Origin of the sequence: Nocardiopsis sp. EMB25 (assembly GCF_026797795.1) — a bacterium.
GTDB classification, from domain to species: Bacteria; Actinomycetota; Actinomycetes; order Streptosporangiales; family Streptosporangiaceae; genus Nocardiopsis; species Nocardiopsis lucentensis.
Map to the genome: position 1 here is coordinate 6,338,646 of NZ_JAMTDN010000001.1, position 16,017 is coordinate 6,354,662.

The 16,017-nt window shown below is 70.8% G+C and carries 12 protein-coding genes and 3 tRNA genes; 11 read left to right on the top strand and 4 right to left on the bottom strand.

Going from position 1 to position 16,017, the window contains the following annotated elements:
- Positions 1–4 precede the first annotated feature (4 nt).
- From ilvC to cimA, 5 genes are all read left to right on the top strand, one after another.
- Positions 5–1,000 carry a ketol-acid reductoisomerase gene (gene ilvC, locus KIK06_RS28220; RefSeq protein WP_193789745.1) on the top strand — a complete coding sequence of 332 codons (996 nt, stop codon included), beginning with the start codon at positions 5–7 and terminating at the stop codon, positions 998–1,000.
- A 209-nt stretch (positions 1,001–1,209) separates the two neighbouring features.
- Entirely contained in the window at positions 1,210–2,799 is a 1,590-nt protein-coding gene (serA, locus tag KIK06_RS28225; RefSeq protein ID WP_017598160.1) for a phosphoglycerate dehydrogenase, read from the top strand.
- A 675-nt stretch (positions 2,800–3,474) separates the two neighbouring features.
- Positions 3,475–4,539 carry a 3-isopropylmalate dehydrogenase gene (locus KIK06_RS28230; RefSeq protein ID WP_017598162.1) on the top strand — a complete coding sequence of 355 codons (1,065 nt, stop codon included), beginning with the start codon at positions 3,475–3,477 and terminating at the stop codon, positions 4,537–4,539.
- A gap of 202 nt (positions 4,540–4,741) precedes the next feature.
- Positions 4,742–5,857 (top strand): branched-chain amino acid aminotransferase, encoded by a 1,116-nt coding sequence (locus KIK06_RS28235; protein ID WP_268645726.1) that lies wholly within the window; start codon positions 4,742–4,744, stop codon positions 5,855–5,857.
- 382 nt (positions 5,858–6,239) lie between these two features.
- The gene (gene cimA, locus KIK06_RS28240) at positions 6,240–7,850 is read left to right on the top strand and encodes a citramalate synthase (RefSeq protein ID WP_017598164.1); all 1,611 of its coding nucleotides are present in this window, start codon (positions 6,240–6,242) and stop codon (positions 7,848–7,850) included.
- A 124-nt stretch (positions 7,851–7,974) separates the two neighbouring features.
- On the opposite strand, the gene KIK06_RS28245 is transcribed toward cimA, so the two are convergent.
- Complete coding sequence (locus tag KIK06_RS28245) at positions 7,975–8,787, bottom strand: DUF3152 domain-containing protein (protein ID WP_268646239.1); 813 nt, start codon at positions 8,785–8,787, stop codon at positions 7,975–7,977.
- Between the two features lie 258 nt (positions 8,788–9,045).
- On the opposite strand from KIK06_RS28245, the gene KIK06_RS28250 reads away from it, so the two are divergent.
- The 6 genes from KIK06_RS28250 (at position 9,046) to KIK06_RS28275 (ending at position 13,018) form a co-directional block, all read left to right on the top strand.
- The gene (locus KIK06_RS28250) at positions 9,046–9,846 is read left to right on the top strand and encodes a fumarylacetoacetate hydrolase family protein (protein WP_017598166.1); all 801 of its coding nucleotides are present in this window, start codon (positions 9,046–9,048) and stop codon (positions 9,844–9,846) included.
- A 173-nt stretch (positions 9,847–10,019) separates the two neighbouring features.
- Positions 10,020–10,955: a GDSL-type esterase/lipase family protein gene (locus tag KIK06_RS28255; protein WP_026127526.1), complete on the top strand. Its 936-nt coding sequence runs from the start codon at positions 10,020–10,022 to the stop codon at positions 10,953–10,955.
- Positions 10,956–11,056: 101 nt separating this feature from the next.
- On the top strand, positions 11,057–12,505 hold the full coding sequence (gene gltX / locus KIK06_RS28260) for a glutamate--tRNA ligase (protein WP_268645727.1): 1,449 nt from the start codon (positions 11,057–11,059) through the stop codon (positions 12,503–12,505).
- 133 nt (positions 12,506–12,638) lie between these two features.
- Positions 12,639–12,710 (top strand) — tRNA-Gln (locus KIK06_RS28265).
- Positions 12,711–12,761: 51 nt separating this feature from the next.
- A tRNA-Glu gene (locus tag KIK06_RS28270) sits at positions 12,762–12,837 on the top strand.
- 108 nt (positions 12,838–12,945) lie between these two features.
- Positions 12,946–13,018 (top strand) — tRNA-Glu (locus tag KIK06_RS28275).
- Positions 13,019–13,162: 144 nt separating this feature from the next.
- Here the strand turns inward: KIK06_RS28275 and KIK06_RS28280 are convergent.
- From KIK06_RS28280 to KIK06_RS28290, 3 genes are all read right to left on the bottom strand, one after another.
- On the bottom strand, positions 13,163–13,777 hold the full coding sequence (locus KIK06_RS28280) for a TetR/AcrR family transcriptional regulator (RefSeq protein WP_017598169.1): 615 nt from the start codon (positions 13,775–13,777) through the stop codon (positions 13,163–13,165).
- Between the two features lie 182 nt (positions 13,778–13,959).
- A complete protein-coding gene (locus tag KIK06_RS28285; RefSeq protein WP_268645728.1) occupies positions 13,960–15,075 on the bottom strand; it encodes a PDR/VanB family oxidoreductase in 1,116 nt (371 codons plus the stop codon).
- Positions 15,072–16,007, bottom strand: a complete 936-nt coding sequence (locus KIK06_RS28290; RefSeq protein WP_017598172.1) for a metal-dependent hydrolase — start codon at positions 16,005–16,007, stop codon at positions 15,072–15,074. Before KIK06_RS28290 ends, KIK06_RS28285 begins: the two co-directional genes overlap by 4 nt.
- Between the last annotated feature and the right edge of the window lie 10 nt (positions 16,008–16,017).

Here is a 16,017-nt window from a genome sequence, read left to right on the forward strand (position 1 = left end):
CCAAGTGGCAGCACAGATGTACTACGACGACGCGGCTGACCTGGAGCTCATCCAGAGCAAGAAGGTCGCCGTGATCGGTTACGGCAGCCAGGGCCACGCGCACGCGCTGTCGCTGCGGGACTCGGGCGTCGACGTGCGGATCGGTCTGGCCGAGGGCTCCAAGAGCCGCGCCAAGGCCGAGGAGGAGGGACTGCGCGTCCTCACCCCCGCCGAGGCCGCCCGCGAGGCCGACGTCATCATGATCCTGGTCCCCGACCACATCCACCGGGACCTGTACGCCAACGAGATCGCGCCCAACCTCGAGGCGGGCAACGCGCTCTTCTTCGGCCACGGCTTCAGCATCCGCTACGGCCTCATCACCCCGCCCGAGGGCGTCGACGTGGCCATGGTCGCCCCCAAGGGTCCGGGTCACCTGGTCCGCCGCCAGTACGAGGCCGGGCGCGGCGTGCCCTGCCTGGTCGCGGTCGAGAAGGACGCCAGCGGTCAGGCCTGGGACCTGGCGCTGTCGTGGGCCAAGGGCATCGGCGGCACCAAGGCGGGCGTCATCAAGACGACGTTCACCGAGGAGACCGAGACCGACCTGTTCGGTGAGCAGGCCGTGCTGTGCGGTGGTACGGAGGAGCTGGTCAAGGCCGGTTTCGCCACCCTGGTCGAGGCGGGCTACCAGCCGGAGATCGCCTACTTCGAGTGCCTGCACGAGCTCAAGCTGATCGTCGACCTCATGTACGAGGGCGGCATCTCCAAGATGAACTGGTCGGTGTCGGACAACGCCGAGTACGGCGGTTACACCCGCGGCCCGCGCGTCATCACCGAGCAGACCCGCGAGGAGATGCGCAAGATCCTGCGCGAGATCCAGGACGGCAGCTACGCCAAGGAGCTCATGGACGAGTTCGACGCGGGTCAGCCGACCTTCACCAAGCGTCGGGAGGCCGAGCAGAACGAGCCGATCGAGAAGGTGGGCGCCCAGCTGCGTCCGCTCATGAGCTGGCTCAAGGCCTGACGGATCCGACGCCTCCGGGGCGGGTGCACACCCGCCCCGGAGGCGTATGCGGGGGTGGGGACGTCCGGTGCGTGGAGGGGACGCCGACCGTGTTCCCCGACCGGCCAGCGGACTTCCCTACCTCGGCAGTAGACTTTAGACCGGCCGTCACACCCGATGCGGGCTGATCCTCCACCCGTTCGGGTAGCACCACCCGAAAAGGAATCGTTGTGCCCAAACCCGCCGTACTCGTCGCGGAAAAACTCTCGCCCGCCGGAATCGCGCTCCTCGAGGAGGACTTCGAGGTACGCCACGTCGACGGGGCCGACCGCTCCCAGCTGCTTCCCGCCCTCGCCGACGTGGACGCCGTGATCGTGCGCAGCGCGACGCAGATCGACGCCGAGGCTCTGGCCGCGGCCTCCCGCCTCCAGGTGGTGGCCCGCGCCGGCGTCGGTCTGGACAACGTGGACGTGGACGCCGCCACCAAGGCGGGAGTCCTGGTGGTCAACGCCCCGACCTCCAACATCATCAGCGCGGCCGAGCAGGCGATCAACCTGCTCCTGGCCAGCGCGCGCAACACCGCCCCGGCGCACAACGCACTCATCAACGGGGAGTGGAAGCGCTCGAAGTACACCGGTGTGGAGCTGTACGAGAAGGTCGTCGGCGTGGTCGGCCTGGGCCGGATCGGCGCCCTGGTCGCGCAGCGGCTGTCGGCCTTCGGCACGAAGGTCATCGCCTACGACCCGTTCGTGCAGCCCGCTCGGGCAGCGCAGATCGGTGTGGAGATGACCACGCTGGACGACCTGCTGGAGCGCAGCGACTTCATCACCATCCACCTGCCCAAGAACAAGGACACGCTGGGCCTGATCAGCGATGAGGCGCTGAGCAAGGTCAAGCCGAGCGTGCGGGTCATCAACGCCGCGCGCGGCGGGATCCTGGACGAGGACGCGCTGTACCGGGCGCTCAAGGACGGCCGGGTGGCCGGCGCCGGTATCGACGTGTTCGCCAAGGAGCCGTGCACGGACAGCCCGCTGTTCGAGTTCGAGAACGTCGTCGTGGCCCCGCACCTGGGCGCCAGCACCACTGAGGCCCAGGAGAAGGCGGGCACCCAGGTCGCCCGTTCGGTGAAGCTCGCGCTGTCGGGCGAGTTCGTTCCGGACGCGGTGAACGTGCAGGGCACCGGGGTGGCGGAGGAGATCAAGCCGGGCCTGCCGCTCACGGAGAAGCTGGGCCGGGTGTTCACCTCCCTGGCGGGCACGATCGCCAGCCGGATCGACGTCGAGGTGCGCGGGGAGATCGCCGCGCACGACGTGAAGGTGCTGGAGCTGGCCGCGCTCAAGGGCGTGTTCGCCGACGTGGTCGAGGACACGGTGACCTTCGTCAACGCCCCGCTGCTGGCCAAGGAGCGCGGCGTCGAGGTCAACCTCGTGACCAGTGACGACCACAGCGACTGGCGCAACCTCATCTCCGTGCGCGGCGTCCTGGCCGACGGCCAGCGGGTGTCGGTGTCGGGCACCCTGACCGGTCCCCGCCAGGTCGAGAAGCTGGTGGAGATCAACAACTACGGCATGGAGATCAGCCTCAGCGACCACATGGTGTTCCTCTCCTACGAGGACCGCCCGGGCATCGTGGGCAAGGTCGGCGCGCTGCTGGGCGACGCCCAGGTCAACATCGCGGGCATGCAGGTCATCCGGGACCAGGAGGGCGGCAAGGCGCTCATCGCCCTGACCGTGGACTCCGCGGTGCCGGACGAGGTCCTGGCCTCGATCTCCTCGGAGATCGAGGCGGACATCACCCGCCAGATCGACCTGGAGGACTGAGGACCCCTCTGGTCGGGGCCGTCCGGCCCATCCACGCCTCGGGCCGTACCGCCGCACGGTGGTACGGCCCTTCGCCGTGCCGTCTCCCCTCCCTGCGGGGCTCTCCGCAGGGGGGCGCTGTCGTGTTGCTGCTTTGACCAGCGGCGACACACGATCGTCTCGTATGTTGAGATGTCCTGGTCAAATACTTGGACATCCGATATTCTGTCGTCCTAGGAGTCAGCGGCCCGGGCCCGACCGTCCGGCGCCGCCGCCCATCGCCTCGCCCGCCCGAACCGGGCTCGCGTCGGCGACATCCGGCAGTCGATCCCGCCGGGGCGACCCGCTCCTTCTCTCGTGGCCATCGCCGCCCACGCCCGAGGCGCTCCGCGCCCGGAACTCCTGGCCGCCGCGCCCCGTTCCGCGTGGCTCCAGCGCACGCATCCGCAGCCGACACCGCCGTTCCCGGCGGCCGTCACGCGTCGCATTCGGAGGATCACATGTACGACATGGCCGAGTACCCGTCCACGCCCGACTCCGAGGACGAGGTCCACCGCGCGCTCCAGGGCGCCTTGGACCGGAGGGACGGCGGGGGCCCGCTGGACATGCCCTAGTCTTGTCTCATCCACTGTTCATTTTGATCTCGCCATGTGAGACACGCGTGGTTGGGTCGCGTTCGAGTTAGAGGCAGTCCGTATGGCAGCGCGCACGGTGAATCTGGCCGTCATCCCCGGTGACGGGATCGGACCCGAGGTGGTCGGTGAGGGGCTCAAGGTCCTGGAGGCCGTCGCTCCCCAGCACGACCTCGCCATCGAGGCCACCGAGTACGAGCTGGGCGCCAAGCTCTGGCACCGGACCGGCGAGACCCTGCCCGACTCCGTCGAGGACGAGCTCCGCGAGCACGAGGCGATCCTCCTGGGCGCCGTCGGTGACCCCAGCGTCCCCAGCGGCGTCCTGGAGCGAGGCCTGCTGCTGCGCCTGCGCTTCGACTTCGACCACTACGTCAACCTGCGCCCCGTGCGTCTCTTCCCCGGCGTCGACAGCCCCCTGGCGGGCGTGTCCCCCGAGGACATCGACATGCTGGTCGTGCGCGAGGGCACCGAGGGCCCCTACGCGGGCGCCGGGGGCGTGCTGCGCAAGGGCACCCCGCATGAGATCGCCACCCAGGACAGCGTCAACACCCGTTTCGGGGTCGAGCGCGTCGTCCGCTACGCCTTCGCCAAGGCCGCCGTCCGTCCGCGCAAGAAGCTCACCCTGGTCCACAAGGACAACGTCCTGACCTTCGCAGGCGACCTCTGGCAGCGGGTCGTACGCGAGGTCGGCGCCGAGTACCCGCAGGTCAGCGTTGACTACTGCCACGTCGACGCGGCGGCCATGTTCTTCGTCAACCAGCCCGCGCGCTTCGACGTGGTGGTCACCGACAACCTGTTCGGCGACATCATCACCGACATCGGCGCCGCCGTCACCGGTGGCATCGGGCTGGCCGCCAGCGGCAACGTCAACCCGGACAACACCTTCCCCAGCATGTTCGAGCCGGTGCACGGCTCCGCCCCGGACATCGCGGGCCAGGGCAAGGCCGACCCCACCGCCACGGTGCTGTCGGTCGCCACCATGCTGGACCACCTCGGCGTGCCCGAGGCCGCCCGCAGGATCGAGGGCGCGGTCGCCGCGGACCTCAAGACCCGTGCCCAGGGCGGCGCGGCGCGCTCCACCTCCCAGATCGGTGACGACCTCGCCGCGCGAGTAGGCGAGCAGGGCTGACGTCACCCCGTCGGCCCTGCCCTCTCCACGGGCGCGGCCGACGGCCACACCACCGACACACGCCGACGGGCGCGCCCGGTACCACCGAGCGCGCCCGTCGCACGCCCACCTCCGGTCTGGCACCGGGTGCGCTCATCCGACAGACTAGATCCCAGGTCGGCGGCGCTGCCGACCTGTTGCACCCGAGAGGACCAACGACAACATGAACAACAACACCACCACAAGCGGGTTGACGTTCGACATCCAGCTCTCCGACCAGCGGAAGACCCCGCAGGAGCGAGAGGAACTGCTGGAGAATCCCGGGTTCGGCCAGGTGTTCACCGACCACATGGTGACCATCCGATACACCGAGGGCAAGGGGTGGCACGACGCCAAGCTCGAGCCGTACGGTCCGCTGAGCCTGGACCCCGCGACCGCCGCCCTGCACTACGCGCAGGAGATCTTCGAGGGCCTCAAGGCCTACCGGCACCCGGACGGTTCCCTGGCCTCCTTCCGCCCGGAGGCCAACGCGGCGCGGTTCAACAAGAGCGCCGCCCGCATGGCGATGCCGGACCTTCCCGAGGACCTCTTCCTCCGGTCGATCGAGCTCCTCCTCGAGCACGACGGCGACTGGGTCCCGAGCAAGCCCGACTTCAGCCTGTACCTGCGCCCGTTCATGATCGCCACGGACGTCGGCCTGGGGGTGAACAACCCCTCCCGCAGCTACGTCTACCTCCTGATCGCGTCGCCGGTCGGCTCCTACTTCTCCGGCGGCGTCAAGCCGGTGACCGTCTGGCTGTCCAAGGACTACACGCGGGCCGCCCCGGGCGGGACCGGCGCCGCGAAGTTCGCGGGCAACTACGCGGCCAGCTTCCTCGCCCAGGCGCAGGCGGTCGAGAAGGGCTGCGACCAGGTGGTCTGGCTCGACGCCCGGGAGCACCGGTGGGTCGAGGAGATGGGCGGCATGAACCTGTGGTTCGTGTTCGGCACCGGCGAGAACGCGCGTCTGCGCACGCCGCCGCTCACCGGTACGCTCCTGCCGGGCATCACCCGTGAGTCGCTGCTTCGGATGGCGCCCGACCTCGGCTACGAGGCCGAGGAGAGGGCGCTGTCCATCGAGGAGTGGCGCGAGGCCGCCGAGTCCGGTGAGATCTCCGAGGTCTTCGCCTGCGGCACCGCCGCCGTGATCACCCCCGTCGGCTTCGTCAAGAGCGACGACGGGGAGTTCCGGATCGGCGACGGAACCCCGGGCCCCGTCACGATGCGCCTGCGCGAGGAGCTCGTGGGGCTCCAGACCGGGCAGCGCGCCGACAAGTACGGGTGGATCACCCGTTTCTAGGGGTTTCCCTTCCCGAACACGGTCCGAAGCGAAGCGGAGGACCAGAGCACATACGACGGGCCGTCCGGGACCCCCGGGCGGCTCGCTGTCGTGTCGGCCCCGACGTGGGCGGACCGAGGCGGGAAGTCCGAAAAGAGAAATCTCTGTCCCGTATGGTGAGACAATCGGCCCGTGAACACCGAAGACTCCGCTCTCGTGTGGCACACTGGCCTCATGCCGTCTCAGGTTCTCATTATCGTGAGGCGCGCTGGCTGACCGACTGCCCATCCACGCCGGGACAGTCCACACGGACCCTGCCAGCGCGCTGACCTCTCGTGTCCACGAGGGGTCTTTTTTGTTGGCCGGGTCGGTGCCCCGGCGTCCACCTTCGGGAGTACCACCCATGAGGGATGACGGTTTCCACGTCTTCGACACCACGCTGCGCGACGGCGCCCAGCGCGAGGGGATCAATCTGCGGGTCTCCGACAAGCTGGCCATCGCGCAGCTGCTCGACGACTTCGGGGTGGCGTTCATCGAGGGAGGGTGGCCGGGGGCCAACCCCAAGGACACCGAGTTCTTCCAGCGGGCTTCACAAGAGCTCACGCTGAGGCACGCGCAACTCACCGCGTTCGGCGCGACCCGCCGAGCCGGGGTGAAGGCCGCCGACGACCCACAGGTGGCCGCTCTGCGCGACAGCGGCGCACCGGTCGTCACCCTTGTCGCCAAGAGTGACGGCCGGCACGTCGAACGGGCCCTGCGCACGACCCTGCCCGAGAACCTCGCCATGATCGCCGACACGGTGTCCCACCTGCGCGAACACGGGCAGCGGGTGTTCGTGGACTGCGAGCACTTCTTCGACGGCTACCACCATGACCCCGAGCACGCGCTCGACGTCGTCCGCACGGCCGCCGAGGCCGGGGCGGACGTGGTCGTGCTGTGCGACACGAACGGTGGAATGCTGCCCTCCGATGTGACCCGAGTGGTCACCGAGGTCCGTGAGGCCACCGGGGCGCGCCTGGGCATCCATGCCCAGGACGACACCGGCTGCGCCGTCGCCAACACCCTCGCCGCCGTCGACGCCGGGGCCACACACGTCCAGTGCACGGCCAACGGCTACGGCGAGCGGGTCGGCAACGCCAACCTGTTCTCCGTCGTCGGCGCGCTCACCCTCAAGCAGGGGCGTGACGTCCTGCCCGAGGGCTGCCTGGCCGAGATGACCCGGGTGGCGACCGCCATCGCGGAGATCGTCAACCTCACGCCGGACACCCACCAGCCCTACGTCGGGGTGTCGGCGTTCGCGCACAAGGCCGGACTGCACGCCTCCGCGATCAAGGTCGACCCCGACCTGTACCAGCACACCGACCCCGCCCTCGTCGGCAACCGCATGCGCATGCTCGTGTCCGACATGGCCGGCCGGGCCTCGATCGAGCTGAAGGCCCAGGAGCTGGGACTGGACCTGGGCGGTGACCGCGAGCTCTCGGGCCGCGTCGTGGACCGGGTCAAGGGCCTGGAACTGTCCGGGTACAGCTTCGAGGCGGCCGACGCCTCACTGGAGCTGCTCCTGCGGGAGGAGCTCGGCGAGCCGGTGCGCTACTTCGACACCGAGTCCTGGCGGGTCATCACCGAACGGCGCCCCACCAGCGGCGCCAGCCCCCTGGACGACCGGTACGAGAGCTTGACCGAGGCCACGGTGAAGCTCGCGGTCAAGGGTGAGCGCGTGATCGCCACGGCCGAGGGCAACGGCCCCGTGAACGCGCTGGACCGCGCGCTGCGCAACGCGTTGGAGGGCGTGTACACGGCCCTGGCCGGGCTGGAGCTGACCGACTACAAGGTCCGCATCCTGGAGGGTAGCTCCGGTACGAACGCCATCACGCGGATCCTCATCACCTTCAGTGACGGCGTGGGGGAGTGGACCACGGTCGGAGTGGGTCCGAACGTCGTCGACGCGTCGTGGGTGGCGCTCGAGCAAGCCGTCACCTACGGCCTGCTCAGGCAGGGCTACCCGCAGGGCTGAGACGCGAGGGGGTCGTCCTTCGGGCGCCCGACGAGAGCCGAGTACCGCGCCGGAGGCGTCCGTTGAGGGCGGTGGCGGGCGACGGGCGGGCCGAAGCGAAGCGGCAGGCCCGAAACGAACACGCTCACCCGTTGTCCGGGTACACCCATCCGTTGGGTTCGCAGCCCTGGAGGTCGAGGGTCTGCTGCTGCATCACCGGTGCGGGCTCGCCCTCACCCGGGCAGAACACGTGGCCTTGGCCGAGGGTGTGGCCCACTTCGTGGTTGATCAGGTAGATCCGGTAGGTCTCCAGGTCGCCGTCGAAGTGCTCCACACCCGACACCCACCGGTTCTGGTTGATGATGGCGCGGTTGCCGTTGGCGCACGAGACGAACCCGTTGGTGCGCAGTGGAGCGCACAGCCGGTCGACGCTGTCCGGTGCGGCCAGGATCACACGGACGTCGGCGTCGTCCCCGTCCACCCGCTGGACCGATCGCTCGCCGTTGTTGCCCCAGCTACGGGGGTCACCGAGGATCTCCTCCACGGCGGCCGCGAAGTCCCCGTCGTCGCCGGGCAGCCCCTCCTCCACCTCGACGGCGAAGGTCAGCAGCGGGCCCTCGCCCATGACCTCGCTCTCACCCTCCACGGTGCTCATCTCACCGTCGGCGGTGTCGACCTCCTCCTCCACGGAACGGAGCAGGACCGGGGCGTCCTCCTCGGCCTCCTCCGACGCGCTCGCCCGCGGTTCGGGGCCGTCGCCCGGGACGACGGTGGCGGATGCGCCGACGGAGCCCCCGGAGCCGCGCTCGGCGTCCGTGCCGCCGACCGCCCCGCCCTCCAGGAGGGCGGACGCGCCGGTCTCCGCGGGGTCGCCCATGCTGGTCCGGGGCTCGGGCACGGCGACCATGAGCACGACGGAAGCGCCGGAGACCAGGCACAGGCCGAGCGCCAGGCCCATCGGATACCGGCGGCGCCGACGGTGCCGGGCGCGGGATCGCCTGCGCGAAGCGGACGTGGGCACGGGCAGCAACCTCTCGACAACGGACGTCCGTTCCAGCATGCCAGAGTCGGACCCAAAATCGCGCCAAGGTGTGACCCGGGAAGCCCGGTGCGTGGCGGGATGTCGGGCATCCGGCCCGGCGGCGTGTGCTCTCGGTGCCGGGCGCGGTTACCCTTCAACCGCAAGTGAGTCGACGGGGGTGCTGGGAGGCATCAGGTGCGTATCGCGCGTTTCGCGTCCGGGGACGACGTCGGGTTCGGGCTGGTGGAGACCGACACCGACAGTGGGGAGGACTTCGTCGCCCGACTCAACGGGCACCCCCTGCTCGGTGACATCACTCCGACCGGTGAGCGCGCCAAGCTCTCCGACGTCCGGCTCCTGTCGCCCGTCCTGCCCACCAAGGTGGTGTGCGTCGGCAAGAACTACGCCGACCACGTCGAGGAGATGCGCGAGGTGACGGGTGAGTCCACCGACGAGCCCGTGGTCTTCCTCAAGCCCTCCACGGCCGTGACCGGCCCGCAGGACCCGATCTTCCACCCCGCGGCCTCCGAGGAGGTCCACTTCGAGGGCGAGCTCGCCCTCGTCATCTCCCGACCGTGCCGGGAGGTGCCCCGCGAACGCGCCAAGGACGTCATCTTCGGGTACACCGTGGCCAACGACGTCACCGCCCGCGACCTCCAAAAGCGCGACAAGCAGTGGACCCGGGCGAAGGGGTTCGACTCCTTCTGCCCCCTCGGCCCCTGGATCACCACCGGGCTGTCCGTCGAGGAGGCCCAGAACCTGGCCCTGACCACCACGGTCGACGGCGAGGTCCGACAGGACGGGCACACGTCCCGGTTCATCCACGACATCCCGTCCGTCATCGAGTACGTCACCTCGTTCATGACCCTGCTCCCGGGCGACGTGGTTCTCACGGGCACCCCGGCGGGTGTGGGCCAGGTGCGGGTCGGTCAGGAGGTCGCGGTGACCGTCGAGCGGCTCGGCGCCATCCGCAACCGCGTGGTCGCCCGTGACTGACGCCGCGCGCCCTGGAACCGCCCCGTCGTGAGCGGCCCCTGACCCGCCGTGACCAGGGGCGGTCCGGTGCGACCCGGACGTGGGCCGCGGTCGCGAGCCGTGCGCCCCGACCCCCGGCGGAACCGGGGGTGGCGGTACGCTCTGCCTACCGCCGCCCCCGGGACAACGGGAGGATCCCCGTGGCCACGCGCCGACGCCCAGTACCGCTCGTCATCGCCGGAGCGCTGGCGATCGCGCTCGTCGCGCTGGGCGGAGGCCTCTGGGCCCTCACCCGGTTCGGACCCGTTGACCGCGACCCCGCGCAGGAGGCCCCCGTGCGCGAACCCAGCCGCGTCATGATCGCCGGCGACTCGATGACCCAGGGCGCCAACGGCGACTGGACCTGGCGCTACCACCTGTGGAACCACCTCGCCCCGCACGTCGACGATCTGGACTTCGTCGGTCCCTACAGCGACCCGGCGACCCGGGACATGATGTTCCCGGTGCCGACCGCCGAGGACGACGGGTCGGGCGCCTCGCGGGAGCCGACCGACCCGTCCGCGACCGGCTGGCCCGGCGCGGATGGGGACCCCGCCACGGTCGAGTACCGTGACCCCGGCTTCGACCAGGACCACAACGCCCTGTGGGGGCGCACCCTGCTCGACGCGCTCGGCTCCATCGAGGAGGAGGTCCGGGTCCACCAGCCGGACGTGCTGTGCGTCATGATCGGCGTCAACGACCTTCTGTGGCCGGTGGAGCCCGAGGAGATGGAGCGGCGCCTACGCGACTACGTGGAGGCCGCCCGGCGGGGCAACCCGGACCTGCGCGTGGTGGTCGCCGAGGCGCTCCCCATCGCCCTCACCGAGACCGACGAGGGCTTCGCGCTGCGTGTGTACGCCTACAACGAGATCGTCCGCGAGGTGGCCGCGGACCTGACCACGGCAGCCTCCCCCGTGGTCAGCGTGAACGTGGCCGGAACGGACGGCTGGGACCCGGCGGTGGACGCCTACGACGGCACCCACCCCAACTCCGGTGGCGAGCTGAAGATCGCCGCGGCCTTCGCCGACGCCCTCTCGATCCAGTTCGGCATGGGTCCCGCCTACCCCCGGCCCCTGTCCGCCACGACCTGACCCGGGGCGGCCTCCCCCCGACCCGGCCCTCTCCTCCCGGCACGGTATTCCCACCAGCGATGTTCCGGGAGTGCACGTCCACCCCCGATACCCTGGTGGCCGTGACTGAGACTCCTATTCGCACCCGATTCGCCCCGTCCCCCACGGGCATGTTCCACGTGGGCGGCGCCCGCTCCGCGCTCTTCAACTGGGCCCTGGCACAGCAGAGCCCCGAGGGGCGCATGGTGCTCCGCGTCGAGGACACCGACGCGGCCCGCAACCGTCCGGAGTGGACCGACGGCATCATCCGCGCGCTGGCCTGGCTGGGGATCAGTGACGCCGACCCGCACTTCGAGGGACCCTACTTCCAGTCGTCCTACGCCGACCAGCACCGCGAGACCGCCCAGCGCCTGCACGCGGACGGCCGCGCCTACTACTGCGACTGCACCCGCGACCAGGTGCAGGAGCGCCGCGACAACCCGAACCTGGGCTACGACGGCTTCTGCCGTGACCGCGGGCTGGAGCCCGGGCCGGGGCGCGCCCTGCGGTTCCGCGTCCCCGACGGCGGGCCGACGGTCGTCGAGGACCGGATCCGCGGCCGGGTGGAGTTCGACCACGCCGCCATCGAGGACTTCGTGATCGCCCGCGCCGACGGTTCCCCGCTCTTCGTCCTGGCCAACGTGGTCGACGACGTCGAGATGCGTATCACCCACGTCATCCGCGGTGAGGAGCACCTGTCCAACACCCCCAAGCAGCAGCTGCTGTGGGAGGCGCTGGGCCTGACCCCGCCGGTGTGGGCGCACCTGCCCGTGATCGTCAACGAGCAGCGCAAGAAGCTGTCCAAGCGCCGCGACAAGGTCGCTCTGGAGTCCTATCAGGAGGAGGGTTACCTCGCCGAGGCGATGGTGAACTACCTCATGCTGCTGGGCTGGGCGCCGGGCGACGACCGCGAGATCATGCCGTGGTCGCAGATGCAGCCGCTGTTCAGCGTGGCCGACGTCAACAGCTCCAGCGCCTTCTTCGACGAGAAGAAGCTGCGCGCCTTCAACGGCGAGTACATCCGTGCCCTGGAGCTGGACGACTTCATCCACCGCTGCCAGCCCTGGCTGTCCGGTGACGCCGCCCCCTGGGACCCGGCCGACTACGACGCCGCCGTGTTCCGGGCGGTCGCCCCGCTCGCGCAGAGCCGGGTGGCCGTGCTCAGCGAGATCGTGCCCAACGTGGACTTCCTCTTCCTCAGCGAGCCCGTGGAGGACGAGAAGAGCTGGAACAAGGCGATGAAGCCGGGTGTGGGCAGGGAGATGCTGGAGGCCGCCCAGGCCCGCTTCGCCGACCCGGGCCAGGAGTGGACCGCCGACGCGTTGAAGACCGCCACGGAGGAGACCGGCGCCTCGCTCGGGCTCAAGCTCGGCAAGGCACAGGCGCCCGTGCGCGTCGCGGTGACCGGGCGTACGGTCGGCCTGCCGCTGTTCGAGTCGCTGGAGGTGCTCGGCCGCGAGCGGGTCCTGTCCCGGATCGGTGCCGCCCTGGAGCGGCTCCGGAACCAGGAGAAGGACGCCGCGCAGGCGTGACCAGGCGGGGTGGCCGGGGCCACAGACCGGCCACCCCGATTTCGGTTCGCGAGCACTCCGAATGTCCGCTAGAGTTAACGACGTCGCCGAGGGGGACAGGGAAGCGAAAGCGACCAGGTCCCACTGAAAGCACTGGGCTATGGTGTAATCGGCAGCACGACTGATTCTGGTTCAGTTAGTCTAGGTTCGAGTCCTGGTAGCCCAGCTCCGGTCTCGCGGTTCGCCGTGAGCCGCACGGGTCATCGACCCAAGGTGCGCCCCCGTCGTCTAGTGGCCTAGGACGCCGCCCTCTCAAGGCGGTAACGGCGGTTCGAATCCGCTCGGGGGTACCACAGGGAGAGGCTCCCACACCGTGGGAGCTTCCTTTCTGGTCAGCGCTTGTCGCTGATGTCCGGTTCGAGCGGGTATCGTAGTCTTCACGATCGCGCTTGGATCGCCCGGCCCCCGTCGTCTAGTGGCCTAGGACGCCGCCCTCTCAAGGCGGTAACGGCGGTTCGAATCCGCTCGGGGGTACACATAACGAAGGCCCCGCTCCCACGGAGCGGGGCCTTCGGCGCGCACGGGGCCGGTTCCCGGACCGCCGGCAGCGGAACAGCCGCGAGTCCAGCCGGGACAGCCGCTCCCGGCCCAGGGGCGCGAACGGACTCCCGGTGTCCCTCACTCCCCCCGGGCGCCGACCAGGGCGGCCGTCCTCGCCAACTCCTCCTCCGGGCCGCCCGACGCGGCCATCATCGCCACGAGCTGGTCGAGCAGCCATTCGGCCAGGGCGTCGGCGGTCATCCCCCGTTCCCGGAGCCAGCGCATCACCGCGGTCTCCACGACCGAGTTCCAGCACCGCAGCGCCAGGACCAACCTGGGGGAGGGGTCCGTGACCCCGACACGGTCCAGGACCAGCAGCACCGTCGCGTCGCGCACACGGTCTATCTCGGCCTCGGTCTCCTCGGTGGCGACCATCGACCCGCCGTTGAGCAGCGCCGCGTACGCCGGAGCGTAGGAGTCGGCGAAGGTGATGAACGCGCGCAGGCCGAACCGCAGTTGGTCCGGCAGCGGAAGGCCGTCCGGGGGGACCAGCCGCGTGATCAGTTCGTCCATCGCCTTCGCCAGCGCCTCACGACGCAGTTCGGCCATGTTGGGGAAGTAGCGGTAGACCAGTGCCCGCGACACGTCCGCTTCCTCCGCGATCTCCTCCGGTGTGACCTCACCGGGCGGGCGCCGCGCGAACACGCGCAGCGCCGTCTGGATCAGGTCCTCCCGGCGTTCCTGTGGCGCCATGCGGCGGGGCCGCCGCCTGGTCCCCGGCGTGGCCGCCGGGGCCTCCGACCGTGTGGTCACCCGCGCCTGGTGACGGTCGGTCCTGTGAGACACCACGGTCGTCGTGACCTCCTGGGAACGTCGTACGCCTTTCCCCGAACCTACCCGCCCGGGCGTGGACTCCGCCGTCCACGTCCGGGATCTCACACGTCGACGACCAGTCGCTCACCCGCCCGGGCCCGCGACACGCACAACGCGAACTCCCCGCCGCGCGGTGAGCCGCCGGTGGGACGGTCCCGGTGGTCGGGAGCGCCCTCCAACAGGGGCACCCGGCAGGTGCCGCAGAAACCCTGGCGGCAGGAGTACGGCGTCTCGGGGCGCACCCCCCGGACCGCGTCCAGCGCCGTCTCGTCGGCCGGGACGGACACCACCGGCCCGTCGCGGCCGAGCCGCAGCTCGAACGGCTCCCCGTCGACGATCGGCGCGGGCGCGAACCGTTCCGAGAAGAACGGCGCACCGTTCGGGACCCGGTCGCGCACGGCGTTGATCAGCGGTGCCGGGCCGCACACGTACACCGCCGTCCCCGGGGTGAGCCCCGCCAGGATCTCCTCCGCGTCGGGGACGCCGTACTCGTCGTCGGGGCGCACGAACACGTCCACGCCGTCGGGGAGCTCGCCGGTGAACGGCATACTCTCCCGCGAGCGGCCGGTGTACACCATCCGGAAGGGGGTCCCCGAACGGTGCGCCTCGCGCACCATCGGCAGGATCGGGGTGACGCCGATCCCGCCCGCGACGAACAAGTACCGGTCGGCGCGGGCGAAGGGGAAGGCGTTGCGCGGACCGCGCAGCCCCAGCGCGTCGCCCTCCCCCAGCGCGTGCACCAGGCCCGACCCGGTGCCGTCCGGGATCCGGCGGACGGCGATCCGGTAGGAGGAGCGGTCGCGGGGGTCCCCGCTGAGAGAGTACTGGCGTACGACACCGCCGCCCAGGACCACGTCCACGTGGTGCCCGGGCTGCCAGGCGGGCAGCGGTGTGCCCGGCTCCTCGTGGACCAGGGTGAGCGCGGCGACGTCCGGTGCCGGGCGCTCCACCCGCGCGACCCGGACCGGCAGGTTCCCGGTGGGTGCCGGGGGCGGGTGCCCCGGCGGCAGCTTCGCGGTGATCGGCTCCACCGTGTCCGCAAGACGCGCGATCCGCCGGATGAAGCGGTCGGGGCCGCCACCGCGGAACAGACTCCTGGGCGGCCTGGGGCGGGCGTAGTACTCGGCGCTGTGCTTGACACCGGAGGCGCCGTGGTCCCCGCGGTCGGCGCCGGTCACCGGGACGCCCCCTGCCCGGCGGCCTCGGCCGCGCGGGCGGCGGGGGAGACGGCCAGGTAGGCGACGGCCTGACTCGTGGACCCGTGCTGGGAGGGGTGGTACTTCCGGCGCAGGTACTCGGGCACGGCACGGACCAGGCGGCCCACGTGCGGGATCAGGCCGCGCTTGGCGTCGCGCAGGGCCCAGGAGGCGCGCGGTACGCGCCCGTCGACGCGGCCCCGCAGGTGGGGGTCGGCGCGGACGAGGAACGCCACGCCGCGCACCCACAGGGCGGCGAGCACGGTCGCCGAGATCCCCATCGCCAGGGCGCGGCGGCGATAGCCCCCGTCCACGTGCATGTACAGGTCGAAGGCGACCGCGCGGTGCTCGACCTCCTCCGCGCCGTGCCACCGCAGCAGGTCGAGCATGGTCTCGTCGGCGCCGGCCCGGTCGAGCTCCTTCGCGTCGAGCACCCACTGGCCGAGGACGGCGGTGTAGTGCTCGATCCCGGCGATGATCGCCAGACGGGTACGCAGCCAGGACTCGGCGCTTCGTCCGGTGAGGTCGCGGTCGCCGAGCACGATCCGGAAGAGCCAGGCGATCTGCTCCACGTACGGTGTCGGGTCCAGCCCGTGGGCGTCCATGTGGTCGAGCACGCCCGCGTGCGCCTCGGCGTGCACGGCCTCCTGACCGATGAACCCGAGGACCTGCTCGCGGAGCTGGTCGTCGGTGATGTACGGGACGGCCTGTTTGAAGACCTCGACGAACCACCGCTCACCCTCGGGCAGCAACAGGTGCAGCACGTTGATGACGTGGGTGGCGAACGGTTCGCCGGGGATCCAGTGCAGGTCCAGGCGGCTCCAGTCGAACTGGACGTCGCGGGCGTGCAGGACGAGGCGGTCGGGTTCGTCCGGACGGAGTTCGGTGCCGGTGGCCCCGGGGTCGGTGCTCATGGTGTGCCTC